24 protein-coding genes are annotated in these 24,817 nt (G+C 71.9%); 6 read left to right on the forward strand and 18 right to left on the reverse strand.

From position 1 onward, the window contains the following. Nucleotides 1-20 precede the first annotated feature (20 nt). The 11 genes from VFW71_13615 to VFW71_13665 all read right to left on the reverse strand — a co-directional run bounded on the left by VFW71_13615 (nt 21) and on the right by VFW71_13665 (nt 12,670). Nucleotides 21-1,889, reverse strand: a complete 1,869-nt coding sequence (locus VFW71_13615; GenBank protein HEU5003793.1) for a VgrG-related protein — start codon at nt 1,887-1,889, stop codon at nt 21-23. Continuing rightward, a complete protein-coding gene (locus tag VFW71_13620) occupies nt 1,886-2,602 on the reverse strand; it encodes a LysM peptidoglycan-binding domain-containing protein (GenBank protein ID HEU5003794.1) in 717 nt (238 codons plus the stop codon). The genes VFW71_13615 and VFW71_13620 overlap by 4 nt, the downstream gene beginning before the upstream one ends. 3 nt (nt 2,603-2,605) lie before the next feature. After that, nucleotides 2,606-3,046, reverse strand: coding sequence for a phage tail protein (locus VFW71_13625; protein ID HEU5003795.1), 441 nt, complete (start codon nt 3,044-3,046; stop codon nt 2,606-2,608). 16 nt (nt 3,047-3,062) lie between these two features. After that, on the reverse strand, nt 3,063-3,431 hold the full coding sequence (locus tag VFW71_13630; GenBank protein ID HEU5003796.1) for a hypothetical protein: 369 nt from the start codon (nt 3,429-3,431) through the stop codon (nt 3,063-3,065). A 3,015-nt stretch (nt 3,432-6,446) separates the two neighbouring features. Next, a complete protein-coding gene (locus tag VFW71_13635; GenBank protein HEU5003797.1) occupies nt 6,447-6,605 on the reverse strand; it encodes a DUF6760 family protein in 159 nt (52 codons plus the stop codon). Next, the gene (locus VFW71_13640) at nt 6,602-7,075 is read right to left on the reverse strand and encodes a hypothetical protein (GenBank protein HEU5003798.1); all 474 of its coding nucleotides are present in this window, start codon (nt 7,073-7,075) and stop codon (nt 6,602-6,604) included. The genes VFW71_13635 and VFW71_13640 overlap by 4 nt, the downstream gene beginning before the upstream one ends. Then, nucleotides 7,075-7,518, reverse strand: coding sequence for a phage tail protein (locus VFW71_13645; GenBank protein ID HEU5003799.1), 444 nt, complete (start codon nt 7,516-7,518; stop codon nt 7,075-7,077). Before VFW71_13645 ends, VFW71_13640 begins: the two co-directional genes overlap by 1 nt. Nucleotides 7,519-7,566: 48 nt before the next feature. Continuing rightward, nucleotides 7,567-9,096, reverse strand: a complete 1,530-nt coding sequence (locus VFW71_13650; GenBank protein HEU5003800.1) for a phage tail sheath family protein — start codon at nt 9,094-9,096, stop codon at nt 7,567-7,569. A gap of 141 nt (nt 9,097-9,237) precedes the next feature. Continuing rightward, nucleotides 9,238-9,813 (reverse strand): DUF4157 domain-containing protein, encoded by a 576-nt coding sequence (locus VFW71_13655; protein HEU5003801.1) that lies wholly within the window; start codon nt 9,811-9,813, stop codon nt 9,238-9,240. 129 nt (nt 9,814-9,942) lie between these two features. Beyond that, nucleotides 9,943-11,967, reverse strand: a complete 2,025-nt coding sequence (locus tag VFW71_13660; GenBank protein HEU5003802.1) for an ATP-binding protein — start codon at nt 11,965-11,967, stop codon at nt 9,943-9,945. Further along, on the reverse strand, nt 11,957-12,670 hold the full coding sequence (locus VFW71_13665; protein ID HEU5003803.1) for a DUF4255 domain-containing protein: 714 nt from the start codon (nt 12,668-12,670) through the stop codon (nt 11,957-11,959). Before VFW71_13665 ends, VFW71_13660 begins: the two co-directional genes overlap by 11 nt. A gap of 231 nt (nt 12,671-12,901) precedes the next feature. Between VFW71_13665 and VFW71_13670 the strand changes: the two genes are divergently transcribed. Then, nucleotides 12,902-14,764, forward strand: coding sequence for a PKD domain-containing protein (locus tag VFW71_13670; GenBank protein ID HEU5003804.1), 1,863 nt, complete (start codon nt 12,902-12,904; stop codon nt 14,762-14,764). A gap of 1 nt (nt 14,765) precedes the next feature. Here the strand turns inward: VFW71_13670 and VFW71_13675 are convergent, their stop codons facing one another. Together VFW71_13675 and VFW71_13680 are read right to left on the reverse strand one after the other, a co-directional pair. Then, entirely contained in the window at nt 14,766-15,470 is a 705-nt protein-coding gene (locus VFW71_13675) for a YkgJ family cysteine cluster protein (GenBank protein HEU5003805.1), read from the reverse strand. Continuing rightward, nucleotides 15,470-16,096, reverse strand: a complete 627-nt coding sequence (locus VFW71_13680) for a response regulator transcription factor (GenBank protein HEU5003806.1) — start codon at nt 16,094-16,096, stop codon at nt 15,470-15,472. Before VFW71_13680 ends, VFW71_13675 begins: the two co-directional genes overlap by 1 nt. A gap of 178 nt (nt 16,097-16,274) precedes the next feature. Here VFW71_13680 and VFW71_13685 point away from each other — a divergent pair, with 178 nt between their 5' ends. Continuing rightward, nucleotides 16,275-17,573, forward strand: a complete 1,299-nt coding sequence (locus tag VFW71_13685; GenBank protein ID HEU5003807.1) for a hypothetical protein — start codon at nt 16,275-16,277, stop codon at nt 17,571-17,573. A gap of 35 nt (nt 17,574-17,608) precedes the next feature. On the opposite strand, the gene VFW71_13690 is transcribed toward VFW71_13685, so the two are convergent. Beyond that, on the reverse strand, nt 17,609-19,912 hold the full coding sequence (locus tag VFW71_13690; GenBank protein ID HEU5003808.1) for an FtsX-like permease family protein: 2,304 nt from the start codon (nt 19,910-19,912) through the stop codon (nt 17,609-17,611). A gap of 288 nt (nt 19,913-20,200) precedes the next feature. Here VFW71_13690 and VFW71_13695 point away from each other — a divergent pair, with 288 nt between their 5' ends. Together VFW71_13695 and VFW71_13700 are read left to right on the forward strand one after the other, a co-directional pair. Further along, nucleotides 20,201-20,428 (forward strand): hypothetical protein, encoded by a 228-nt coding sequence (locus tag VFW71_13695; GenBank protein HEU5003809.1) that lies wholly within the window; start codon nt 20,201-20,203, stop codon nt 20,426-20,428. A gap of 65 nt (nt 20,429-20,493) precedes the next feature. After that, nucleotides 20,494-20,970 carry a VOC family protein gene (locus VFW71_13700; protein HEU5003810.1) on the forward strand — a complete coding sequence of 159 codons (477 nt, stop codon included), beginning with the start codon at nt 20,494-20,496 and terminating at the stop codon, nt 20,968-20,970. Between the two features lie 384 nt (nt 20,971-21,354). Here the strand turns inward: VFW71_13700 and VFW71_13705 are convergent, their stop codons facing one another. Together VFW71_13705 and VFW71_13710 are read right to left on the reverse strand one after the other, a co-directional pair. Continuing rightward, complete coding sequence (locus VFW71_13705) at nt 21,355-21,882, reverse strand: SRPBCC domain-containing protein (protein HEU5003811.1); 528 nt, start codon at nt 21,880-21,882, stop codon at nt 21,355-21,357. After that, nucleotides 21,879-22,208, reverse strand: coding sequence for a metalloregulator ArsR/SmtB family transcription factor (locus VFW71_13710; protein HEU5003812.1), 330 nt, complete (start codon nt 22,206-22,208; stop codon nt 21,879-21,881). The genes VFW71_13705 and VFW71_13710 overlap by 4 nt, the downstream gene beginning before the upstream one ends. Before the next feature lie 88 nt (nt 22,209-22,296). On the opposite strand from VFW71_13710, the gene VFW71_13715 reads away from it, so the two are divergent. Then, nucleotides 22,297-22,638 carry a DUF1801 domain-containing protein gene (locus tag VFW71_13715; protein HEU5003813.1) on the forward strand — a complete coding sequence of 114 codons (342 nt, stop codon included), beginning with the start codon at nt 22,297-22,299 and terminating at the stop codon, nt 22,636-22,638. Between the two features lie 8 nt (nt 22,639-22,646). On the opposite strand, the gene VFW71_13720 is transcribed toward VFW71_13715, so the two are convergent. Further along, nucleotides 22,647-23,009, reverse strand: coding sequence for a hypothetical protein (locus tag VFW71_13720; GenBank protein HEU5003814.1), 363 nt, complete (start codon nt 23,007-23,009; stop codon nt 22,647-22,649). A 190-nt stretch (nt 23,010-23,199) separates the two neighbouring features. Between VFW71_13720 and VFW71_13725 the strand changes: the two genes are divergently transcribed. Further along, nucleotides 23,200-24,006, forward strand: a complete 807-nt coding sequence (locus VFW71_13725) for a methyltransferase domain-containing protein (GenBank protein ID HEU5003815.1) — start codon at nt 23,200-23,202, stop codon at nt 24,004-24,006. 183 nt (nt 24,007-24,189) lie between these two features. Here the strand turns inward: VFW71_13725 and VFW71_13730 are convergent. Continuing rightward, on the reverse strand, nt 24,190-24,817 hold a 628-nt coding region (locus tag VFW71_13730), incomplete at its 5' end, for a MoxR family ATPase (GenBank protein HEU5003816.1).

Raw genomic sequence — 24,817 nt, forward strand, 5'->3', positions numbered from 1 at the left:
TCCCTCATCGTTGGCCCACCTCAGTTGATCTTGACGATGGCGCCCTGGACCTGGACCATGGCGCCGCCTTTGAGCTCGGCAGTGGCGTTGGCGTTGATGCTGATCGTGGCGCCCTGCACCGTGACCTGGGCGGTTCCGTTCGCCTTCAGCTGCACCCCCTTGATCTCGACGTTGCCGCCGCCGCCGTCGATCGACACCCCGCTGTCGGCCTTGATGCTCACCTGGCGGCCCTTGAGGTCCAGGTTGCCCGCTGCGGTGATCTTGATGTCGCCCGGGGCCCCCTTGCACTCGATCTCGATGGTCCCGTCGGCATTGATGGTCAGCTTCTGGTTGTTCTTCGACAGCTTCACGATGTACTTGCTGTCGCCGGTCTGCAGCAGGATCCCGTCGTCGGTCCCCTCCTTCTCGGTGAAGGAGAGGCGGTGGTGGGTGCGGCTGAAGAAGTCCCGGCGCTGGACCTTGCCCGAGGCATCGTCGATGGTCGGCACCGAGCCGGTCGGCGGCTTGTCGACGCCGTTGTAGAGCCCGGCCAGCACGTACGGCCGGCGGCTGTCGCCCTGCTCGAAGGCCACCAGCACCTCGTCGCCCACCTCGGGCACCAGCACGGCCCCGTACCCGTTGCCCGCCGAGATCTGGGCGACCCGCGCCCAGTCGCTTTCGTAGGTATCGTCCAGCCAGGGGAACTTCAGCTTGACCCGGCACTGGTTCTCCGGGTCCTTGGCATTGGTCACGATCGCCTGCACCACCCCGGGGATGGGTTTCCGGGACGCGGAACCGCTGCCCTTGCCCGCTGCCCCGCCGGAAGCGAGGCCCAGCAGCGTCGAGTTCTGCTTGCCGCTCACGGTGAAAAAGGTGGTGTAGCCGCCGTCGGGGTCATAGTGGTGGCGGGCGGAGGTCAGGCGGTACTTACCGTCGAACGGCTTGCCCACCTGCCCGAGGCTGACGGCCGCCCCCGCCTTCAGGTCGGTGTTGCCCAGGGCCACGCCGTCGAAGGTGGCGGAGGCGCTGCCGATGTCCTCGGCCCGGGCCGCGGCGGCGGCCTCGCACTCGGCCTGCGTGGCGAACGGGATGCTGGCGGCGAGGTGCGTCGGCGAGCCGAATTTGCCGCCCAGGTCCGCCGGGGTGACATCGAGATGGCTGGCGGAGCTCTTCGCCGGCGACGTCCCCACTATCTCCCGCTTCTGCTTGGGGTCCCAGCTCCGGACCTTGACCTCCGTGACCTGCTCGGCGGCGGAGACCGCGCAGCGGAAGCTCAGCAGGTTCTCCCCCAGGGTGAGCTGCAACGGGTTGGTGGAGGCAAGCGTGCCGGGGCCCGGAGCGCCCGACGCCGACTGCGGCTTGCGGAAGTCGAGCTTGCCCTTGGTGACCATCAGCTCGTAGCCCACCTCGGCCGACAGCCCACCGAGGAAGTCCCAGTCCGAGCAGTTGAACTGCGTGATCACGTCGTGCACGACCGATGTCGAGTCGACGGTCCCCAGCGACAGTCCATTGCGCTGGGCCACCTTGCCCGCCACGTCCGAGTAGCTCATGTTCTTGTAGGCCGCGGTGGTCCGCCCCCGGAACAAGCGGTGGGACGTGTCGAGTCCGCGGACCACCGAGAGCGTCCCCAGCGGGTCGTGCTCGGCCTCCAGGGCCGTGATCTCGGCGTCCTCGATCAGGACCGTTCCCGAGGGGCTGGCATCCGACACCACCTTGATGGTCACCTTGCCGCCGATCTGGATCCCGGACGAGGCCGCAAACACCACCCGGCCAGGGTCCCGGAAGGTGAGCACGAAGGCGTCCGGGAGGTTGAGGCTGGTCTCCACGTAGGCGGACACCAGCAGCTCCTCGAGCGACGCGCTGAGCGGGGAGCCTGCGAGGCTCACCGACAGCGAGTGGGTGGGGTTCATGCCGGCCCCGCTGCCGAGGAGATCGAGGGGATGAGCAGGTGGCGACCGGCGGCCACCCGGAGCGGGTCGTCGATCCCATTGGCCTCGGCCAGCGCCCGCCACAGCGTCGGGTCGCCGTACTCCTGGTAGGCGATGCCAGCCAGCGTGTCCCCCTCGAGGAACTGGCGGGTCGCCATCGCCGCCAGAGCCCCCGAGGTGGGGTTCTGCTTGCCCTGCTTGGTCGGCAGCTCGTGCAGGGTGAGGGAGCACACCGCCCGGATCGGCTTGCCGTTGGGGTGGAACAGCGTGTAGCGGGCGCTGACCTGCTGGATGTAGCCCACGAAGTACACCTTGTCCCAGCCGAAGCGCACCGCAGGGGGCACCGGCCGGTCCTTGCCCTGCGAGGCGGACGTCGGCGTGCAGGCATCGATGAGCTTCTGCACGTCCTTGGAGACGTCCCCGTCGGACTCCTCCGAGGCGTCGAGGAACATCTCCAGGCTCATGTGCGACGGGTTGGGCCCCATGTACTGCGCCGGCCCGGCGTTGCTGCTGCCGGCGACGTTGGTGGTCTGCCAGTTGGCGCTCTTGGCGATGGAGAACTCCTGGGGGTTGAACTGGAAGTGGATGGTGCCCGTGGTCGAGCCGGCGCTCACCTCGCCGGTCGAGGAGCTCTTGATCTCGGCCAGCTCCAGGTAGGCCATGGTGAAGCCCGAGGGCGGGGGTCCTATGGGCATGGCCTACGCCGCCTCGAGGGTGAAGCCGTTGTGGGCGATCTCGAGCGATTCCTCCGCCACCTTGGGCGACTCCGCCGAGAACGAGGGCCCGCTCCACTTCACCGGGATGACCCCGGTCAGGTGCCAGGTCACCAGGCGGTTGCCCTGCGGGGTGAGCGCCACGATCTCGGCCGAGGTGCGCTTGACCCCCTTCGCCAGCCCGGCCAGCCAGGAGGCCACCTTGATGCTCTCCGGGCCGATCGGGCGGGTGAAGCGCACGTTGGAGAAGGTGATGCGCACCGGCAGCTTCCAGACGTAGCCGTTGTTGCCCCCCTCGACCCGCTCCTCGGTGACGACGTCCATCGACAGCCCGTCGCAGGTGGTGAACTCGCCCAGGTCCACGCCGTCGATGCGCACGTGGAAGTAGAGGGCGACTGCTGGGTCGGTGTCGGTGGCGCCGGGCACGTCGGTCGGTTTCCTTTCAGGTGAGGTCGGTCAGGAGTCCCGCCCGCTCCCGGTCGTGCCAGAGCTCCCGGCGCAGGTAGGGCCGGAGGCGGGGGTAGAGGCGGCGGGCGAGCTCATCGATGTCGTCGGGCAGGGCTTTGTTCGGCTCCACCGGGGCCGTCTCGGGGCCGGCGGTGGCCGCAGATGCCGCCGGGCTGGTTGCCGGTGAACGTGGGGCCGGGGAGGTTCTGGGCGGGCTGGCCATGGGGGACGGGGTGCCGGTGGCGGTTTCTGTCGGCGCTCGCTGCACCATGCGGAACACCTGCTCCGCCGTGGGGCGGGTGGGAGCAGGAGATAGCCGCAGGATGGGGGCGGGAAGCGGGGAGCGGGACACCAGGGCATCCATGGAAGCCCTACCCCCCGGCGCCGACCGGGGCTGGGACGACGGGGCGGCCGGCGTTGCCGGGGCGGCCGGCGTTGCCGGGGCGGCCGGGCCGTGGCCGGGGAGAGATCGTTGCAGGGCGCGGACCCCGAGGAGCGGAGTCGGTGCCTCGGGCAGCCTGGGGGCCGCCCACGGGGTGGCGGTCGGCATCGGGAGGGCCGGCAGGTCGGCGCCGGTGGGGTCTGGGTGCGCGGGGCCCGGAGGCGGCGAATTGGGCAGAACCCCGGTGGCGTCGGCCTCACCTCGCCCCCGGAGGGCGGTGGCGATCGGGCGCTCGGGGAGCGGGGCGGTATGGCCGGCCGGGACCCGGTGCGCGGGGCCCGGAGGCGAACTGGACAACAAAAGCCGTGAGTTCTGAGGGTAATGGTGCGCGGAAACCTCGGGGCTGGGCGCGACGCCGGCGCTGGGCAGCGCCGTGGCGATCGGGCGCTCGGGCAGCGGGGCGATGTGCTCGACCGGGGATGGGGACCGCTCTGGGAGCGCCGGAAGGTTGACCAAGTGGGATTCGGTGGGTGAATGGGGCAACAAGACCGGTGGATGCTGCGCGTGACGCTGCGCGGAAACCTCAGGACGGGCCGGCGTTGCGGCAGCGCCTTCGTCCGTTGGGCGGGGCAAGGCGGTGGCGATGGGACGCTCCGCCAGCGATGAGATCTCCCAGCTGCGTGGCGCCGAAGGTTCGGCGAATGTGCCCGGCAGCCGAGAAGCACCCTCCTTGCTCAGTTCGAGCCCAGTCCCGGGCAGCTCGGCCGGCACGGGGGGGCTTTGGTGCTGGGAGTCTGCGGGCAGCGCGGTGGCGATCGGGCGCTCCGTGAGCGGCGCAACCCCGGTGGCCGGGACGGCCTGCGCCGGGTCCGTCTGCGCCGCGTCGGTCTGCGCCGGGAGGGCGGCCGCCGGCCCCCCGGGGACAACCGGGAGCGTCGGCTCCGGGATTCTGTGTACACCGGGGTGCTCCATATGGCGCTGCGTGTACACAGAATCCGGGGTTGGCGACAATCGCTGGGCGGTTCGCTCGGGAGCTGCGCCCCGGGCGGTCAGCGGCGGGGCAGGCGGCGACGCGGACGGGACACTCTCGGGCAGCCGGGCGGGGACGACCGCCCCGCGCATCGCCCCGGCGGGGTTTCCGGCGCCCTCGCTGAGCGGCGGAGCAGCCTCGGGCAACGAGGTCGAGATCGGTCGGTCGGCCAGCGGCGGTGCGGCGGGTGAGCTGACCGATGGATCGGGGCCTTCCGTGATCCGCTGCGGTGCCGGTTCCGGGGTCTGCGACGAGAGAGGTGCCGGCGGCCACGATGTAATGGGCACATCCTCCGGGATCCGGACGGCGGGTGCCTCGCCACGCTCCGCTGGAACGGTGCCGGCGCTCCCATCCGGCGGCAGGGGCGGTGCCACCTCGGGCAGCGCGGTCTCGATCGGTCGTTCGGCCAGGGGGGGTGTGACCAGCGCTCTGGTGGCCGCCGAAGAAGGAGCGTCGACGAGCTGCTGCACCGGCGCCTCCGGCTTGGACGCGAGGTCCGCCGGAGGAGCACCGGCCTTGCCCGGCAACGGTGCCCCCAGCCCGAGGCCCAGCTGGCGGATGGTCCGTCGCTTCACGGCCACCGGAGCGGTCCGGGCCACAGCCGCTGCTCCGGGTGCCACGACGGGCGAAGAGGGCGATGCCGGACCCGGTGCGGCCGGGGAGCGCGGCGGGGCTATAGGCGGACCCGAAGGATCCGAGGGCCCCGGCAACGGCGAGGCAATCGGCGGAGCCGCCGAGGCAGGGCTGCCCGCGGCGGCAGGGCCAGACGGAACGGCGGGGGGAGCCGAGCGGACCACCGGGGCCGCCGGGAGACGCTGGATCGGTGGCCCGGACGGGACGGGAGTGACCGGTCCGCCGTTCCGGGATGCGGCCGGCCGGGGGGCCGCGGCCGGAGGCACCGGCCGGGGCGGAAGCTGGTCGGGTGGCGACACCAGGTCCGCCGGCCCCTCGGCGGCGGGGGGCAACGTCTCGGCTCCTAGCGTCGGCGCCTCCATCGGCCGTCCTTGGGGTGCCATGGAGGGAACGGGCGGTTCGGCGACCGGTTCGACGGGCAGCCCAGCGACTGTCTGCGCCACCGGCCCCGCAGGGTCTGCAGAGGGAACACCGACCGGGGCAACGCGGGGCAAAGGGATGGTCGCGGCAGGGGCTGCCACCGACCGCGAGACGGACGGCATCTCCACCGCCGGGAGCTCCCGGGGCACCAGGCCTTTCGGGGCTGCCTGGAGGAGCGGCCGGATCGGCTTGGAAACTGGGACCGCGGGACTGGCCCCCCTCGGGGCCGCGCCGGCGGAGTCCCGCCCGCTGAGCTGGCCCGGATCCGGAACCGGGTCGATCTCCCGGGCCGGCGCGCCCGCCGACTGCTGCTGCACCTGAGGCTCCGCCCCGGTCTCGACTAGCGACCCCGGCACCACCGCATCCGATCCCAGCACCACAACCGGCCCCGGCACCGGCACCGGCGCCCCAACTGCCGGGGGAACGGGGGCAGCGGGCTCGCTCCACCGGATCGCCGGGGGGTCGGCCGCCCGGAACACGGTCCGCCAGGTCCGCTCCCGCCCAGGCCCTCCGGCCCGCCGCCGGGGAGCACGGGGAGCACGTTGGGCACGGGGAGCACGGGGGGCAAGGGGCGGGGAAGCTACCTGACGCTGCACGGGTGCCGGGGCCACCACAGAGGTCAGCCCGCTCACCAGGCCTGCCGGCGCTTCCTCCGACACCCCGTGCGCCAGCGGCGCCAGGAAGGGGTAGGGCGCCGTCTGGGCGGCAAGGCCGTCCTTGAAACTCTGGACCCCCACCACGGTGGGCATCGCACCGAGGACCGGCTCGAACCCGCGGGCGGCCCGCCACTCCCCGGCCTCGGGGCGCGCAGAGGCGGGCGGCGTCACCGGCGGGGCGACGGGAACCGACTCAGGCCGCGCACCCTGACCGGCACCGCGGCCAGCCCGGGCACCGAAACCGCCCCGCACCGGGGCTCACCTACCCCGGTCCTGTTCCTCGTTCAGCCGTCCGATCTCCTTCACGAAGCGCTGCCGGACGGGATGCTCGAGGTCCAGGATGTCGTCGAGGCTCCAGTGGAAGTGGTAGGCGACGTACGCGACCTCCCGGTAGAGCCGGTCTGGCGCGTACGTCACGATTCCCCCAGGCGACCACCGGCCACATCGACCGAGAAGTTGTGCTCGCAGGCCGGGCAGGTCACCGCGGCCCGGGTGTGGCCCTCTTCGTTGATCCGCCGGTAGAGGTCCTGGAGGAACGCCACGTCGGAGGCGAACATGTTCTCCAGCACCCCACCGTGGATGTCCTCCACCGTCCCCAGCCGGGTGATCACCCGGGCCAGCAGCACGATGGTCAGGTAGGCAGGGTTCTCCTTGACCCGGTCGTCGTGCAGCGGCAAGAGCTCGTCCCGGGCGGTCGCCAGGCGCATGGCGCCGTTGCGGTGCACCGTGCCCGACCGGTCGACATAGCCCCGGGGGAGCACGAAATCGAACTCGGTCTGGAGCTTGCGCGGCTCCTCCGCGCGCCCCGCCCCGCGCCCGGAACCCTCGGAGGGCGCGTCGTCCTCGCTCCTGCCCGCCTCCAGGACGGGCGCCAGTCCCCGGCGCATCAGGCGGGTGCGCAGCCTTCGTGGGCGATCGTGAGCTTCTCGGTGAGGATGCTGGTGTCACCGGCTTTCAACGTCCCCACCTCCAGCACCTTGGGCCAGCAGTTGGTCAGCTTGTAGCGCATGATCTCGGCACCCTGGTAGTCGTAGACAATCACCGAGCCGCCCTTCCGGGAGACGGGCATGTTGCCCTGGTGAGCGTCCTTGACCCAGTCCTGGAAGGTCTTGTCCGACGTCAGGCCCCGGGTGATGCTGATCTCGCCGATCTTCGGCCGGCCGGGGAGCTGCTTGTTGACGTACTTGCCGTCTTTGGTGTTGGCCTTGAGCTCGATGACGTCCTGCTCCATCTTCACGCCCGACAGCTCCTGGATCTGCTTGATCTGGATGCCGTCGAATTCGAACCCGAACGACCAGCCAACACTCGCATCCTCATCGGGCAGGGCCATAGGACCTGTACCCCCTTTCGTTCAGTAGCAGGCAGTAAGCAGGGACGGTTATTCGGTCAGCGATGCTCCGCCGGAGAACTGCGAGAGCCGGAAGACCACGAACTCAGCGGGCTTAACCGGGGCAACGCCGATCTCGCAGATCACCATCCCGGCGTCGATCGACTCCGCCGGGTTGGTCTCGTCGTCGCACTTCACGTAGTACGCCTGGTCGGGGTTCAGACCGAACAGGGCGCCCTTGCGCCACTCGTTCACCAGGAAGGTGGCGATGGTGCGGCGCATCTTGGCCCACAGCGCATAGTCGTTCGGCTCGAAAACGGCCCACTGGGTGCCGCCCAGGATGGACTCCTCCAGGTAGTTGAACAGCCGCCGGATGTTGAGGTACCGCCACGCCGGGTCGCTGGACAGGGTGCGGGCGCCCCACACCCGCGTGCCCCGGCCGGGGAAGTTGCGGATGCAGTTGATGCCGTGGGGGTTCAGGAGGTCGTGCTCGCTCTTGGTGATGTTCAACTCCAGGGTGATCGCCCCCCGGACCACCTCGTTGGCAGGTGCCTTGTGCACGCCCCGGGTGTCGTCGTTGCGCCCCCAGATGCCCGCCATGTGCCCGCTGGGCGGGACGAAGATGTTCTGCCCCGAGGCGGGGTCGAAGACCTTGATCCACGGCCAGTACAGGGCGGCGTACTTGGAGTCGTAGCCCGCCTTGTCCACCCGCCACTCCCGGATCTGCTGGGCGTTCAGCCCGGGCGGGGAGTCGAGGATGGCCACCCGGTCGCCCATCAACTCGCAGTGGGCGATCATCGCCAGCTGGACCGCCTTCAGCCCCTCCTGGTCGATCATGCCCTTCTGGTAGGCGGCCATGAGGTCGGGCACGCACACCATCGTGATCGGGTCGATGGCCTCCAGGCCCCCGAAGCCGGTCCGGTCCGACGCGTCGCCTACGTAGTCGTCCGGCGCCAGGCGGGCCGGGGCGGGCGGGCTGCCCCCGCCGGTCAGGCTCACGGTGGACTTGACGGGCTTGTCGAGCGCGGCGCCCGGCGTGGCCTCCTCGATGCGGATCACTTTGGAGACGGCGTTCACCATGGCCACCACGTTCTGGCGACCCTTCTTGGTGCTGGCCTTGTCGAACTCCTCGACCTGTTGGCCGTCGCGGCGGATGATGAGCTTGAACTGGTCCTCGGTGGCGCCCTCCCCGGGGTCGGCCACCTCGACCGAGATGTTGTTGCCCGCCGCCCCCGGCTCCAGCGCCCGGATGACGTAGCCGCCCAGCCGGGCGTCGGCCCCGCTGGCCAACTCGCCCCGCGGCCCGGAGCCGTTGCCGTCGCCGCCCACCCGGACGACGTAGCACGCTCCCCCGCCGTTGAGGAAGTACCCGTACACCGCGTGGGCGAGGTAGGTGCCCTCGACGAACTCGCCGAAGGTGTTCGTGAACTGGCCCCAGTTGGTGCAGAGCGTCGGCTCGTTCAAGGGGCCCTGGGCAGCAAGGCCGACGAACGCGGCCACCGCCGTCCCCACGCCTTCGATCGGCCGGGATCCGGAGTCCACCTCCTCGACATAGACGCCGGGGGACAGGTACTGGGGCATAGGGCCTCCTCCTCGCTACGAGGTCGATGTGCAGGATCTGGCGTCCAGCGTCCGCCTTTCGGGAGGCGGCAACAACGGCCAAGCGGACCGTTCTCGGGGAAGGCCTGGCTGCCCTCTTGGGTTGCCTGAAGAGGCAGACCCCTACTCGCTGCCCTCTTTCTCTTCCTCTTCTTCCTCCTGGCGCTGCACGGGAGCGCCCATGACTGCGTCGGCGGTGTCCTCCGCCTCCCGCTCGAAGCGGTCCGAGGGGTCGCTCACCCGGATCCCGCCGGCGGTCGGGGTGCCATCCACCGGGCCGGAGCGCTGCTGGACGACGTGGGTGAGCTCGTGGGCCAGCATCCGCTGCCCGGTCGGGGTCCCGGGCGAGTAGTGCGACCCACCGAAGACGATGTCATTGCCCACCGTGTACGCCTGCGCCTGCACCGCCCGGGCCGACTCGGCCGCCTTGCCGCCGGTGTGCACCCGGACGCCACTGAAGTCGTGCCCCAGCGACGTCTCCATGCGGGCGCGGACCCCGGCTTCGAGCGGCTGGCCGCCACCGGAGCCGACCACGTCCAGGACCGGCGACCGCTCCTCCTCCTGGGCGCCCAGAACCGAGGCGACGCTGGCATTGCCGGCTGTGCGCTGCAGGCCGAGGATGCCGGTGGGTTCCCCGGCGGCCTTCGCCGGCCGGGTGGGCTTGGCGGCGTGGGTCGGGTCGGCGTCGTAGGTGTGCATGGCTGGACTCCTTGCGCTAGGCGGTACGACAGCGGCAGGGCTGCCCCACTAGTCAACCGCCCAATCGGCCCGAGTGGCAATGGGCGGGCGGGTGGCTCTTCGGGCAGACCGGGCTGCCCGAACGGGCATTCAGGCCGGCGTGGCGATGAGGGGGTAGTAGGCCCCGAACTCGGCCGGGACGCACAGGCGGCCCAGCTTGCGGTACTCCCGCTCGGTGGCCCGGACCAGGTCGGCCATCTCCACCCCCCGCCCGGCCCCGGCGGCCAGGTAGGCGGCGGACAGGGCGATGTTGCGGATGTTGCCGCCCGATACGGCGAACGCCTTGGCCAGGAACCTGGTGTCCAGGTCGCCGGCGACCGGGAGCCCGGACGGCAGGTTGGCCTGCCACAGGCGCAGGCGGTCGTCCTCCTCGGGCATCGGGAAGTCGACGATGGCGTCCAGGCGCCGGGTGAAGGCGTCGTCCAGGTTGGAGCGCAGGTTCGTCGTCAGGATGGCCAGGCCCTCGAAGGTTTCCATGCGCTGCAGCAGGTAGGCCACCTCGACGTTGGCGTAGCGGTCGTGGGCGTCGCGCACCTCGGAGCGCTTGCCGAAGAGGGCGTCGGCCTCGTCGAAGAGCAGCACACCGTTGACCCGGTCCGCCTCGGCGAAGATCCGGTCGAGATTCTTCTCGGTCTCGCCGATGTACTTGTCCACCACGCTGGACAGGTCGATGACGTAGAGGTCGAGGCCCAGCTCGGCAGCCAGCACCTCGGCCGACAGGGTCTTGCCCACTCCGGAATCGCCTGCGAAGACCGCGGTGATGCCCCGCCCCCGGGACGATCTCGCCCCCATCCCCCAGGTGTCGAGGACCTGCTCCCGGTGGCCGGCGCGCATGGCCAGCTCGTGGAGCTGGGCCAGCACCACCGCCGGGAGCACCAGGTCGGTCCAGCCCACCTGCGGGCGGATGCGGCGGGCGAGGCGCTCCAGCCCGGCGGCGTTCTGCGCCCGGGCCCCCGCCTGGAGGTCGGCCGGGCTGAGCGGCCGTTCCTCGGCCACCGCCCGGTGGCGGGCGGCATCGGCGGCCCGGAAGACCTGCTCGGGCGATAGGCGGAACTGCCCGGCGATCGCCGCGGGATCCACCAACCCGGCGGCGCTGTCGAGAGCGGAGCGCCACAGGGCGATGCGCTCCCCGGCGCCGGGCGCCGGGGCATCCAGGAGCGCGGGCACCGCCCGGGTCCAGGCCGGGTCCCAGGCCGGGGTCCCGTGGAGCACCACCGGGCACCGGCACATTGCCAGCGCCCGGACCAGGGAGCGCACCCGCTCCCCCACCGCCTCCAGCGGCCCCACCACGAGCCCGCCGCCCAGCAACCGGGCCTCCCGGCCGGCCACCCCCGCCAGTTCGACGAGGTCGGCGGCGTCGGCCCGGTGCAGGTCCAGCACCACCGCGGCGCCGCCCCCTTCCTGCAGCGCAGCGGCCCCCAGCCCGGCAGCCGCCGACCCGGTGCCCTCCCGCAGGTAGACCAGCCGGGCCCCCGCCGCGAGGCACCGGCGCACCGGGGCGGGGTCTGCGGCCCCGATCACCGGGGTGGAGCGCAGGGCCTCCAGGAGCGGGTCGGGCGTCCCGTCGCCCAGGAGGAACCCGGTCACCCGGTCGGGCACCCGGAGGGGGCGGGTGAGGAACGGCCGGTCGGGCTCCTCGACCAGCAACAGCCCCCCCGACACCAGCGGTGCGGAGGGATGGAAGCGGCCCCGGCCGGCGCCGTCGGCCAGCTTGATCCCGCACAGCTCCAACGCCAGCCCGGTGCTGGCCCGCCGGCGGGAGACGTCGTCGTGCAGGTAGCCGTAGAGCTGCTCGAAGCGCGGGTCAAGGTCGGGGGCGAGTGCCACCAGCAGGAGCCCGAGGTCCAGGGCCACCAGCTCGAAGCAGGCCGCCAGCCGGGCGAAGGTACCCCCGGGCAGCACCGCCGGGCTCCCCGACCCCGCCTCGGGACCGACCCCCGGCCGGCCGCCGGCCAGGAGCACGTCAACGTGGGCATCGGACACGTAGAGCCCCCGGAACCGGTCCTCGGGCTCGGGATCGACGGCCCGCCGCCGGGCGACGGCCCGGGCCACCTGGTCGGCGAGCCCGGTGAGAAGCCCGGCGAGCTCGCCGCCCGGCTCCGGCTCAGCTGCCATTCGGCTGCACCCGGCGCACCCGGACCGTGCGGGTCTCCGGGTCCCCGGCGGCTTCCATCTGGTCCTCGGCCACCTTGCGGACGAGGGGCTCCGGCGGGGGGCTGCCCGGGAGCCGCGGGCCCCCCGGCTCCGGGGCCATCCCGGCCACCAGGATGCGCTCCTCCCGTACCGGTGGGCCGATGGGTCGCGTGCGACGGGTCTCGAAGGGGGCGGTGATGACCAGGTCGAGGGACGCTTTCAGCTCGCCCCCCATCGCCGACCACACGTCGGAGATGTTGCGGTCGGCGGGCAGCGGCAGGCCGACGGTCACCGTGAGCGGGCGGACCAGGTCGCCGGCCTCGCCGCGCAGGATGTCCACCGGCAGGGCGTCCAGCGGCAGGAAGCACGCCAGCATGGCGGAGAGCAGGCGGTGCTCGTCCTCCGGGCGCTGCGTCCAGGCCGTCACCAGGTAGGAGAGGCGGAACAGCCGGGGCGGCGGACGCCGCTCCACCACCATGCCCCGCTCGTTGCGGAGCTCCTCGTACTGCGCCCCCCGCCGGCTGACGTCCTCCCGGATGTCGTAGAGATACAGGTTGACCGTGGGGGCGTTGCGCCGGGCGGACCACTCCTTGGACGGGGCCTCGAAGGAGACCTCCACGTTGGCCCCGTTCAGCACGTCGCGGCGCACCAGGGCGCGGAGCGACTCGTCGATGTCGTGGATCATCCCGGACCACGGTAGAAGCCCGGGCCGCCCGGCGGCACCGGCGCCCGGCCAGACCTTCGGGTGCCTTCCGCTACCCGAAAGGGCAGCCAACCGGGCGGATCTCGGCGTGGCCGGGCGGAACCCCACCAGGGGCCTGCACGGCACGGTTACCATCGGGCGTCGTGAGCGCGACGGGCATGAGGGCATGAGGGCACGCTGGGCCGGGAATCCGAGTGCCTACAATCGCGGGTCATGAGCGCGGCGGCGAGAGCGGTCACACGGCCGGGCGCGCTCGCCTGCACCCTGGCGTTGATCGCCGGCCTCCTGGGCGTCGCCGTGACCGTCCTGCGGCCCCGGCCCGCAGCAGCCGCGCCGGGCGGGGACCCGATCGCCTACGCCGTCACGTGGGTGGGATTCACCCAGTCGACCTCGACGGTCCACGCCATCGACACCGTGACCCAGAAGCAGGTGGGCTCGGTCGTGGTGGGCGGGGTCGCCGGCGGCATCGCCATCACGCCGGACGCCAAGCTGGCCCTGGTCCCGGCGGGCCCCTTCGCCCTCACCGCCGCCTTCCGCCCGCCCGGGGCCCTGGCCTCGGGCGGCACGCTGAACGCCATCAGCACGGCGACCAACAAGGTGGTCGCCTCGGCCCCGATAGGAGCCAACCCGGTTGACATCGCGGTCGGCCCGGACGGGACGGCGTACGTCGTCGACGGGTTCGACAGCGCCACGACCGGTGGGATCACACCCGTCACCGTGGGAGCGGGGCCCACGCTCACCGAGCAGCCGACCATCAACCTCCCCACCAGCGCCGCGCCCACGCTCGACGCCGTCACCCCGGACGGCAAGACCCTCCTCGTGCTGGGCCAGGACTCGGTCCTGTACGCCTTCAACCTCCCGGCGGGGACCCTGGCCGGTCAGGTGAGCGTGCCATCCGGCGACAGCCAGTTCGGGCCGTCCCTGGTGGTCTCCCCCGACGGCAGCACCGCATACCTGACGTCAATCGGGGCAGCGGGCGGCGACATCGCGCCCATCGCTCTCAAGCCCACGCTCGCCCTGGGCACCCCCATCGCCCTGCCCCCCAACGCCCAGCCCAGCCAGTTGGCCATCGGGACGACCCCGGCGGGCACGAGCACACTGTTCGCCACCGACGCCGCGGCCAACTCCCTGTACTCGATCCCGCTGGCGAATCCGACCACGGTCAAGACGCTGGCGTTGTCCGTGAGCCCCCATGGCCTGTTCGTGACCCCCGACGGCGCCACTGTCGAGATCACCACCACCGGCGACGAGACGGTCTCGGTCACCGGCGCCGGGAGCCCGCCCGGCACCCTCGGCCCCTGCCTGCTGGCGCAGAGCTGCCCCCCGGGCATGAACCAGATCGCCATCACGCCCGACCAGGCACCGGCAGCGGAGTTTGCCTCCACTCCAGGTCCCCCCGGCAAGCCCAGCACGTTCGACGCCTCGCCGTCGACGGTGGCCTACGGCAGCATCACCACCTACGACTGGGACTTCGGCGACGGCAGCCCCCACCAGTCCGGGGCGTCACCCACGGCGTCCCACACCTACAGCCAGTCGGGCCAGTACTCGGTGGTGCTGACGGAGACGGACTCGGCGGGGACCACGGTCTCGACGTCGCCCCCCAGCACCATCTTCACCGGGAAGACCATGAGCCGGCAGGGCTCCACCAGTGCCCGGGTCACGCACCGGATCACCGTGTCCACCTCCATCATCCCGACCAGCACCGCCTCGGCCACACCCACGACGACAGCCTCGCCGCTGCCCTCCCCGCCGCCCGGGTTCAGCCCGAAGATCACCCTGAGCCCGGCGGTCGGGCCGCCGGGAACGGTGGTCGCCGTCGACGGGACCGGGTTCCCGGCGAGCAGCGCCGTCGCCCTGGTCTGGTCGCCGGGCATCGGCCGGACGACGGTGACCACCGATGCCCATGGCACCTTCACCGGCCGCCAGGTCCTCATCTTCCCCAAGGACCGGCTCGGGCCCCGGACCCTGACCGCCGACCCGTTCCCGACCGCCACCGCCGCCTTCTTGGTGGTGCCGCCCCCGCTGGCCCCGGGGGGCGTCGAGCAGATCCTCCCGCAGCTGGTCTACCGCGGGTAGATCACTGCTCCTGGGCGGCCGGGCCGGAGACCCGGATCCGCTCGCCCCGGCCCAGGTTGGCCTCGATCCATTCGTGGTTGAGCTCCATGGCGGCGAAGTCGGTCCAGATCCGGGCGTCGTGGGCGCAGCTGTAACGCCGGCAGACGCCCGGGCGGTCGGCATACACGGTGCACCCGCCCCCGTCGGGGTCATTGTGGACGCACGTGCCGTGGTCGTCGTGGCGGATGTGGTACGGGAACCCCAGGTCCCAGCGCACCTTGCCGGCATCCACCTCCGGCCCGGTCAGAGCGAAGGTCAGCCGGCAGCACACCGCCTGGCAGATATGCAAGCGCTCGGCGCAGTTGACCGGCTCCGAGTGCTCGTCGGTGTCCACGCCCAGCGCGATGGCCGGCCAGCGCCAGACCTTGCCCTCCTCCATCGAGGGGCGCTGCCCGGGGGGCCTCCGGTCAGGCGGGGCAAGGTCGGGTGCGAGGTCGGGGGCGGGCGCGGTGGCTTCGATGACCTCCTCCTTCTCGTCCGTGTCTGCTCCCTCCAGGATGCCCCTCGCCCGCAGGATCGCCACGAGTTCGGCCAGGACGTCGCGGGTGTCGGTGATCTGGGCGACCACCTTCTGCAACGAGGCCTGGGTGAACATGCTGGAGCGCTCCAGCTGGCGCTCCAGCTCCCGGTTGTCAGCCGGCCGGGTGTCCGTCGCCTCGGCGCCCATCAGATGAACCCCTGGCGCACGGCGTAGGCCACCGCGTGCGACCGGTTGCGCAGCTGGAAGCGGGTGATCACGTCCTGGATCACGTTCTTGATCGTCCGCTCGGAGTAGGCCAGCTGGCGGGCGATCTCGGCGGTGTTGTGCCCGTCGGCCACGAGCCGGAGCACCTGCACCTCGCGCTCGGTCAAGCCCGAGACCCGGAACCCCCGGGGCTCCAGGATCTGGCGCTGGATCTGGCCCACCTGCTCCAGCAGGCGGCCCAGGAGATCGGGCGGCAGGGCCCCGTTGCCGGCGGCCGCCTTGGTCACGGCGGCCACCACCTGGTCGGGGGTCGCCTCCGAGCGCCGCAGCAGCCCGCAGGCGCCCGCCTCGACCGCAGTCAGCAGGCCAGCGTCGTCCAGTTGGGTGGCCACGACGACCACCCGCGGGCACCGGTTGCGCTGCAGCGCCTTGATGGCGCGGGCCAGGCTTTCGTCCACTGCATCGGCCACCACCACGGCGACCGCAGCGGCGTCCACCTCGTGTTCATCGACCACCCGGAGTTCGGTCCGTCCCCGCAGCTGGGTCGCCATCCCGGCCTGCGAGATGGGGTCGCCGGCGTAGACGAACACCGGGATGCCTTCAGGCATGCAGCGCCTCCTTGCTCCCGTGGTACCTCGGCCCGGGCTTTCCGGGCCGCGGCCGCCCACGATGGCCCCCGCCGCTCTACGGGCGCTTAACGGAGACTTAACGGGCAACCCGTGATGCCTTTTTTCCTGGCTACCCGCCCGTGGCCTTTGCCCACAGGCCCGCGGTATCGTCCACGCCATGGGTGCCGCCGCCAGCCTGAGCCCCTCGACCGTCGCGGTCGAGCCGGGAGCCGAGGCGGGCGCCGAGATCAAGATCCGCAACACCGGCCACGTCGTCGATGAGTTCACCCTGGACGTGGTGGGCGAGCCGGCAGCCTGGAGCAGCGTCGAGCCCCCGTCGCTCTCCCTACTGCCCGGGACCGAGGGCACGGCGCGGGTGTCGTTCCGCCCGCCCCGGGCCTCCGAGGTGCGGGCCGGCACGTTCCCCTTCGGCGTCCGGGTGCGTTCCAAGGAGGACCCCGAGGGCTCGGTGACCGAGGAGGGGACCCTCAACGTCGGGTCGTTCAAGGACCTCTTCGGCGAGCTGCTCCCCCGCACCGCCCACGGGACCCGGGAGGCGCACTACGACCTGGCGGTGGACAACCGGGGCAACCTCGGGCTGAACGCCGACCTGGAGGGCATCGACCCCAACGCCGTCCTGCGCTTCCGCTTCTCGCCGCCCAGCCTGGTGACCAACCCCAACACCGCCACCTTCACCCGGCTGGCGGTCCGCCCGGTGAAGCCATTCTGGAAGGGGCCGCCGCGCAGCCACCCGTTCCAGGTAGCCATCAAGCCCGCCTCGGCCCCGCCCGTGCTCCTGGACGGCGTCATGCTCCAGGAGTCGATCCTGCCGCCCTGGTTCATGAAGGCACTGGCCGCGGTCCTGGCCCTGGCGGTCCTCGCCGTGGTCGCCTGGCTGGCGCTCGTCAAGCCGCAGATCAAGTCGGCCGCCAACACCGCGGTCGCCGCGCCGCTCGCCTCAGAGAAGGCCCAGGTGGCGAGCCTGGCCTCAGGGCAGAAGGCGCTGAACGACGCCGTGGCCCCGATCATCGGCCACAGCGTGGTGACACCGACGGTGTCGCCCAGCCCCACCGGACCGGTCGGGGCCACGGCGCTCGGGAACCCGTTCTACTCCCGGCTGCCCACCTCGCAGAACTTCCCGGCCGGCCAGACCAAGTCCGACTCCTATGCGGTGCCGGCGAACAACACGCTCTCGGTGTCCGACATCGTCATGGAGAACCCAGCCGGCGACAGCGGCACGCTCACCATCCAGGTGGTGAACGGGTCGTCCACCTCCACCCTGCTGGTGGAGAGCCTCGACAACTTCCGGGACCTGGACTACCACTTCATCTCGCCGCCCACCCTTCCCGGCGGGCAGAAGTTCCAGATGACCGTGCAGTGCACCGCCGGGGGCACAGGGGGGGCCAGCCCCCCGCCCGCCAACAAGCCGTGCACGCCCTCGCTGTTCTTCTCGGGGTTCCTGAAGCAAGGGTCGTAAGGGGTCGTAGGGCCTGCCAGCCGACCGGTCCCGCCTTACTCCGCCTTCAGGGCCGCCGCCGGTGCCACCCGGCCGGCAAGGCGGGCGGGCAGCAGCGCCACCAGGTTGGCCACCACCAATGCGCCGGCAACGATGGCGACGAAGCCCAGCGGCCGGATCATCACCACCGGGACGATCCCGAGTTGGTGGGCGAAGGCGGTCCACATCCAGCGCCCGGCGAGGATGCCGATCGGGACGCCGAGGACGGCGGCGGCGCCCGCGAGCGTCGTCGCCTGCCAGGCCACCGTCGATCGCACCTGCCGGGGCACGAACCCCAGTGTCTTCAAGAGCGCAAGATCCCGGCGCCGGCGCCGGATCGACACCACGAGCACGTGGATCAGCGTCGCCGCAGCCAGGAGGCCGAGGAGGGCGGCCAGCACGAACGGCAGGTTCTGGACCCGCCCGAAGTTGACGAGGTCCGCCGGTCGCTGCGCCGGCAGGAACGAGTAACCGGCGTCGCCCAGGCGCCGCCCCAGGTCGGCGGTGGCGAGCCGGGCATCCGTCCCGGGCTGGAAGCGCACCAGGGCCGTGTCCAGCGGCGGGCCATCCTGGCCCGGGGGCAGGCTGGCCTGCAGCCCGCCGACGGTCATGGCTGCGCCTTTGCCCAGGCCGAGGGCGTCGCTCAGGCTGGGGAACACGCCGACGCCGACCACCCGCAGGGTCCGCTTGACCGGCGTGTCCGCAAGCACGGCGGGCACCGCTCCACCCAGGTGGGCATGCAATTCGCTGAAGGTCCGCGACCCCAACATGATCTCGCCCGAGGTGCGCGGGACCCGGCCCTCGAGCGGCGCGGGGAACAGGGTCGGGCCTTTCACCGCGTCGATCGCCATTGCGTCCACCCGGCTACCCCTCGGGCCGAGACCGAGCGGGGCCCCGGTGTAGCCCACCGAAACGGCAGCCACGCGAGGGTCGGCTCGCAGGAGGTCCACAGCCGGGCCGATGTCGCGGGCGGTGATGCTCGCCGCCTGGGCGTCCCAGGTCACCCCGTAGAGAGCCGGTGTCGCCAGGAGGTGGTTGAGGCTCGTCGAGAAGACCAGCGCTGCAGAGAGCGCCGCCAGCGCGACCGCGGTGCCGCCGACCGAGCTGCGTACGGGCACGGCGGTGCGGCCGCGCCCGGACTCCAGGGCGAAGCGCATGCCGGTCGCCACCGTGGCCGGCGCCGCGGTGGCGCCGACGGCCGATGCCAGCACCGATGGGCGCAGAGTGGCGGCGGCCGGCCGGCCCGGCTTCCGGGCAGCGCGCCACGCCGGGGCGGCGCCCGCCAGGGCGATCACGGCGATCAGACCGAGGGTCCCGAGACCGAACACCAGCGGGTCGAAGGCCAGGCCCGGGTGCGGCTCGGCGTTGCGCGCCAGGCCGATCGGGGCGATGGGCGAGAGCGCATAGGCCACCCCGACCGCGACCACCGCCCCCATCACGCCGACGGCCAGGACGCGGGTCATCGCCACTGTCCACAGCTGGCCCGGGGTCATGCCCATGGCCCGGAGCTCGCCATTGTCCGCCGCCTCGAGGACGCTCTGGCGGGCGAGCAGCTGCACGACGATCAACCCGCCGGTGGCGGCGAGCAGCGCGGCCAGCAGCCACAGGGCGACGGCCTGGAGGTGGATCGAACGCTCGGTGTTGACACTCTGATCGCTGATGGGGAACGACTGTACGGGCAGCCCGCCGCCGAGCCGGCCGACGTCGCCCTGAAAGCTCGGCGTGCCGCGGTCGCCGTCGCGCAGCCAGACCGCCGAGACACCGTAGGTCAACAGGTCGTCCGTGTGGGCCCGGTAGAAGGCGGGCGTCGCCCAGGCCAGGTCAACACCGGAGCCCAGCTGGGGCGGGAACTCGGTCGGTGCGGCATCGACGCCGACGACCCGGAACCGGAGGCGCGCGGTCGACTGGCCATCGGCCTTCGCCACCGTCAGGTCGAGGTGGTCGCCCACGCCGAGGTGCAGGTCGTCGGCCAACAGGAAGCTGATGGTGACCTCGTCGGCCTTCGCCGGATCCGGCTGGCGGCCGGCGAGCATCTTGCGGCGGAACATCGTTGTCCCGAGCGCGTTGGTGGCCGGGGCGGTCAGGTTGACGACGGCCGGATCGAGGGCGGCATACGAGGCTGCGGTCATCACACGTTTGACTTCCGGGAGCTGCGCCAGCTGGGCCGTGCTGATGTCGCCGAAGCCCGATGACCCGGCCGGGGGCCGGAAGACGAAGGTCTGCGGCGAGTCCGCCCACTGCAGGAAGCGGGGGTAGGCGCTGTCGGTGCGGCGGGCCCCGGCGGCACTGGCCAGCACCGCGCCCGCGAAGAGACCCGCCACGACGGCCAGCCCCAGCCAGGATCGCCACCGGTTCCGAAGATCGGCGCGCACCCGCGCCGCAACTGCACTCACTGTTGCTCCATCCCGTTGCACTGTGGCCCCACCGGGACCCGACCGCCAGGGGGGCAGCCTGCCTCCCGCGGGGAGTGCCTACCCCACCAGCGGCCAGTTGATTTAGGTTTGCCTGGCCGGATTTCAGCTCGCCGGCGATGAGTTCCGGCACCTCCGTCCGTCTGAACGCGTGACGGCACGACAGCGCAGCACCGACTCCCAGAAAGGAGCCGCACCATGGCCACCGCGTCCACCCCTGGAGCCCCGTGCTGGATCGACCTCAGCACCCCCGACGTTGCGAGCACCCGGGCGTTTTACCCGGCCCTGTTCGGCTGGACGGTCACCGAGCCGCTGGCCGAGTTCGGCGGCTACTTCCAGTTCCTCCGCGACGGCGTGCCCGTGGGCGGCTGCGTGGGCCCGATGCCCGAACAGCCCCCGCCAATGCCTGGTCGGTCTACCTGCTGAGCGACGACGCCGAGAAGACCGTCGCCCTGGCCGCCGAGAACGGCGCCCGGATCCTCGCCCCGCCGATGACCGTCGGCGACCTCGGCACGATGGCGGTCCTGGTGGACAACGGCGGCGCCGTCATCGGCGCCTGGCAGCCGATCACCTTCTCCGGCATCGGCGTCTTCGGCGAGAACGGTGCCCCGGCCTGGTTCGAGCTGCACACCGGCGCCTACGCCGACAGCATCAACTTCTACCGCACGGTGTTCCAGTGGAACACCCAGACCGCCATGGACACGCCCGAGTTCCACTACACCATCCTGGCCGACGGCGACAAGCAGCTGGCCGGCATCATGGACACGAGCACATTCACGGAGGACATCCCGACCCGCTGGGGGGTCTACATCACGGTCGACGATGCCGACGCCAGCACCGCCCAGGCAGTCTCGCTCGGGGGCTCGGTCGTCCATGCGCCCGAGGACACCCCGTACGGGCGCCTCGCCACCGTGGCCGACCCGAGCGGGGCCCAGTTCAAGCTGCTGCAGCCGCCGGCGACGGCGTAGCCCCGCCGGTCTTCCCCGGGGCGCGGCGGCGCCCCTGGGGCCCGGGGCCCCACCGGTCTAACTGGGCAACTTTACCCCCGGATTGCGGGGAGTTTGTTGCACAGTTCACCAATGCTCGACGGAACGTCACGCCCTCTATACGCGCGTGGATGCCGACGCCAGCCTCGCCACCCTTGCGGCCCGCCAGTACGGGCCGATCTCCCGCGAACAGGCGCGGGGGAGCCGGCGGCTCGTGCGGGCGCAGATCTCGATCCCCCCGGACTCGAACCCGTTGAGTCCGCCCGTGTCTTCCATACATCCATACACATGACTATCTATATTTGCACATCATCACACGCAAAGAGCCGCCCGAGACACGGACGGCTCTTTGGTGCGGCGCTGGAGTTACAGGTACGGGTTGCCCATCGACTCCCCGGTCTCCAGCAGCGTCTTCAGGCCGCTGAGCACCCACGGCCAGCCGCCACCGGCGGTGCCGCCGAACTTGCCGGCCACCAGGGCCGCCAGCGTCGGCGCCCGCTCGAGGTCGTGGGTCACCGTCAGAATCGACACCCCGTTGCGGCCCTCGGCAATGTCGTACGTCAACTGGGTGAAGCCCTCCCCGGCCGTCCGGGCGTCCATCAGCATGCGGAAGGTGTGCACCAGGCGGTGGGGCGGGTCGCACTCGATGACCTCCCCGTCGACGACGACGTCGGGCACCTCGAAGCCGCCAGCCTTGCCCGCCTGCTTCATCTCGACACTGGCAAGGTGGCGGTAGCTGCCCCCCGGGCGCTCGTCGAACTGCGCCTCACCGCCGTAGCCGAACCGGGCGGTCCACTCCGGCTTGGTGATGGCGTCCCAGATCGCCTGCGGGGTGGCCTTGATGTAGACCTTATAGACCTGCGTGGTGACCAGCTCTTCTGCGATGGTGCTCATGCGGATCCCTCCTCCTCCAGTGCGCGTTTCAGGTCGGTGAGCGCCGACACCTGGCGCTCCCGGTACTTGTCGATCCACCGGTCGTGGATCAGCCGGATCGGGACCGGGTTCAGGAAGTGGAGCTTCTCCCTGCCCGACCGGCGGGCGACCACGAGGTCGGCGTCCTCCAGGACCTTCAGGTGCTTCATGACGCCGAACCTGGTCATCTCCAGCTCGGACTCGAGCTCGGTGAGCGTACGGCCGTCACGCTCGAAGAGCCGGTCGAGCAGGAAACGGCGGGTCGGGTCTGCCAGCGCCTTGAACACCCGGTCGTCCTCCTCGCTCATGGCGTCATGATATGTGACCGTTCAGTCACATGTCAAGGGCTGTGCAGGGACCGGCGCGGGCACAGGTGCACGTCTACGATGCCGCCCCATGGAAGACGCAGTCCAGGCCTACATCGACGCCATCCCGCCCGAGCAGCGGGAGCTCTTCGACCGCCTGCACACCCTGATCCGGGCCGCCGCCCCGGACGCCGAGGTGGTGCTCTCGTACCAGATCCCCACCTTCAAGGTGGGCAAGCGCAGGCTCTTCCTGGCCGCGTGGAAGCACGGGGTGTCGCTGTACGGTTGGGGCGAGGACCGCGACGGCGGGTTTCTCTCGAGGCACCCAGAGCTCAAGTCGGGGCGTGCCACCCTCCGGCTCCGGCCCACCGACGCCGAGGCGATCGGCGATGAGGAGTTCCTCGCGTTGGCCACAGCAGCCCTAGCGCCATAGCCACCCGGTCACTGCTGTTCCTGGACCACGGTGGCATAGGCAAGTGACCCAGTGCCGGCGATCGTCTGGTCCCACCAACACAACTCATAGCGTCCGGGGGCGGCTTGGAGGGTCACCTGGCCGGTACTGGTCTTGTCGACGACGGCGACCACATGCGAGCGGTCGAACGTTCCCTGGGCCCCCGAGCCGGTGCACATTGCAGGCTTCCGGTTACCCAGCGGAGCGACGGAGAAGGTGACCACCGCGGAACCCGTCATCGTCACCGAGTAGCTGAGGACTGCCGGCCCGCCGGCGAGACGGAACCGGGCGCCACTGCCGCCGCTTGAGCCGGCCGCCCCGCTGCCCGACACCCCACCGGAGTACACCGTCACCCACCGGGGAGACGATGACGGGATGGGCCGATGGGCTGCCGCCGGAGACCGGCTGGAGCACGCGCACAGCGCGACCGGTAGCGCCGTGCACAGGGTAGCGAGGCGAATTCGCATTGTGCTGGCTTCGGTTGGTGGGCTCTGTTGGGGCCATTCTCGATCATGGTTCCCGGATTCGGGCTAGAGTCGGCCCGTGGCGGACGAGCCGGTCGACGCCGAGCGCGAACTGTGGAGCCTCGGCCACTACCCCACCGTCGCCCGGCATCTGATGCCGATTGCCGTGGCGACCGTCGATGCGGCCGGAGTTCGTCGCGGCGACCGGGTGTTGGACGTCGGGACCGGCTCGGGCAACGCGGCTGCCGAGGCGGCCCGGCGGGGCGCCGTGGTGCGGGGCATCGACCTGAGCCCGCAGCAGATCGAGCACGCCCGGGCTCGGTGCGCGGCGGAGGGACTCACCGTGGACCTCTCGGTCGGCGACGCCCAGGCCCTAGAGGTGCCCGACGGCAGCGTCGACGTGGTGGTCAGCGTGATGGCAGTGATCTTCGCCCCCGACCACACCCGGGCCGCCGCCGAGCTGGCCCGGGTCCTGCGCCCGGCTGGGCGCCTCGCCATGACATCGTGGGCCTCGGGCGGGTGGTCCGAAGGTTGGCGGGAGCGAATCGTGGCCCTGCTGCCCCCGCAGCCCGAGGGTGGCCCGGTGCCCGACGAGTGGTCGGAGCCAGGCGAGTTCGCCCGCCGGCTGGAGGCGGTCGGCCTGTCTGAGGTCCGGGTGACCGAGGAGCCGTTCACCTTCCGGTTCGCCTCGGTGGACGAGGGCATGGAGACCTTCCTCACCAAGGCCGGCCCGTTCGTGCGGACCATGGCGACGCTGGAGTCGCTGGGCAGGGGCGCGGAGGCCCGGCGCACGTTCCAGGCCGCGCTCGAGGAGGCCAACGCGGCGACCGACGGCTCGCTGATCCTGCCGGCGCCCTACCTCCTCGGCCGGGCCACGAAGCCGTGATCCGCGAGGACTCCTCGGACGCGGGCAGCCCGTAGCCGCTGAGCGCGGTGTGGGCATCGTCGGCCGCCGCGCTCACCTGGGCACTCATGGCGCCGGCGCCGGCTACTGGCCGAGTCCGCACCGGGCGTAGGCAGCCCTGCCTCGGCGGCGTTGACCAGGTTGCAGAAGCCGTTGGCCTGCGGGTCAGCGGCCCTCGGGATCCATGCCCACCGAGAAGCCGCGCTGTGCAGGGGCGGCCGGGCCCGGTTCCCGGACCCCCGCCGAGCCGGGACCCTCCTGGGTCCAGACGGTCACCACACGGCCGTCGGAGAACTCCGAGCCCGGCACCGGCTCCTGGCGCACGACCCGGGCCCCGTCGCCCGCTTGGCCGTCGTCGGCGATGGCCACACCGGCACCGGCTGCCTCGGCGACCCGCCGGGCCTCGGCAAGCCGCAGGCCCACCAAGTCGGGCACCCGCAGTGTCTCTTGCGGTCGGGCGCCGGTCAGCCCCTTGGCCAGCCCTTCGAACCAACCGAGCTCACCGCCCCCACCGGACCGCTTCTGCAGGTCCCTCGTGCGGAGGTTCTGCACCGCCTTGGAGACCTGGCGGGCGAGCTCTTCGGGGATCTCGGGGGCCCGGGCCCGCACGATCTCGACCTCCCGGTCCAGCTTCGGGTAGTCGATCCAGTGGAACAGGCAGCGGCGCTTCAGGGCGTCGTGCAGCTCCCGGGTGCGGTTGGAGGTCAGGATGACGACGGGGGGCTTCTTGCACTTGATGGTGCCCAGCTCGGGGATGGTGACCTGGAAGTCGGAGAGCACCTCGAGGAGGAAG

This window comes from Actinomycetota bacterium, from assembly GCA_035765775.1.
Classification (GTDB): Bacteria; Actinomycetota; CADDZG01; order JAHWKV01; family JAOPZY01; genus DASTWV01.

Coding starts and splice junctions, on each gene's coding strand:
- VFW71_13715 (HEU5003813.1), top strand. CDS start 22,297: ATGGAAGACGCAGTCCAGGCCTACATCGACGCCATCCCGCCCGAGCAG.
- VFW71_13645 (HEU5003799.1), bottom strand. CDS start 7,518: ATGGCCCTGCCCGATGAGGATGCGAGTGTTGGCTGGTCGTTCGGGTTC.
- VFW71_13640 (HEU5003798.1), bottom strand. CDS start 7,075: ATGCGCCGGGGACTGGCGCCCGTCCTGGAGGCGGGCAGGAGCGAGGAC.
- VFW71_13675 (HEU5003805.1), bottom strand. CDS start 15,470: ATGGGCGCCGAGGCGACGGACACCCGGCCGGCTGACAACCGGGAGCTG.
- VFW71_13615 (HEU5003793.1), bottom strand. CDS start 1,889: ATGAACCCCACCCACTCGCTGTCGGTGAGCCTCGCAGGCTCCCCGCTC.
- VFW71_13705 (HEU5003811.1), bottom strand. CDS start 21,882: ATGAGCACCATCGCAGAAGAGCTGGTCACCACGCAGGTCTATAAGGTC.
- VFW71_13685 (HEU5003807.1), top strand. CDS start 16,275: ATGGGTGCCGCCGCCAGCCTGAGCCCCTCGACCGTCGCGGTCGAGCCG.
- VFW71_13655 (HEU5003801.1), bottom strand. CDS start 9,813: ATGCACACCTACGACGCCGACCCGACCCACGCCGCCAAGCCCACCCGG.
- VFW71_13650 (HEU5003800.1), bottom strand. CDS start 9,096: ATGCCCCAGTACCTGTCCCCCGGCGTCTATGTCGAGGAGGTGGACTCC.
- VFW71_13700 (HEU5003810.1), top strand. CDS start 20,494: ATGACCGTCGGCGACCTCGGCACGATGGCGGTCCTGGTGGACAACGGC.
- VFW71_13710 (HEU5003812.1), bottom strand. CDS start 22,208: ATGAGCGAGGAGGACGACCGGGTGTTCAAGGCGCTGGCAGACCCGACC.
- VFW71_13630 (HEU5003796.1), bottom strand. CDS start 3,431: ATGGATGCCCTGGTGTCCCGCTCCCCGCTTCCCGCCCCCATCCTGCGG.
- VFW71_13670 (HEU5003804.1), top strand. CDS start 12,902: ATGAGCGCGGCGGCGAGAGCGGTCACACGGCCGGGCGCGCTCGCCTGC.
- VFW71_13620 (HEU5003794.1), bottom strand. CDS start 2,602: ATGCCCATAGGACCCCCGCCCTCGGGCTTCACCATGGCCTACCTGGAG.
- VFW71_13660 (HEU5003802.1), bottom strand. CDS start 11,967: ATGGCAGCTGAGCCGGAGCCGGGCGGCGAGCTCGCCGGGCTTCTCACC.
- VFW71_13695 (HEU5003809.1), top strand. CDS start 20,201: ATGGCCACCGCGTCCACCCCTGGAGCCCCGTGCTGGATCGACCTCAGC.
- VFW71_13665 (HEU5003803.1), bottom strand. CDS start 12,670: ATGATCCACGACATCGACGAGTCGCTCCGCGCCCTGGTGCGCCGCGAC.
- VFW71_13680 (HEU5003806.1), bottom strand. CDS start 16,096: ATGCCTGAAGGCATCCCGGTGTTCGTCTACGCCGGCGACCCCATCTCG.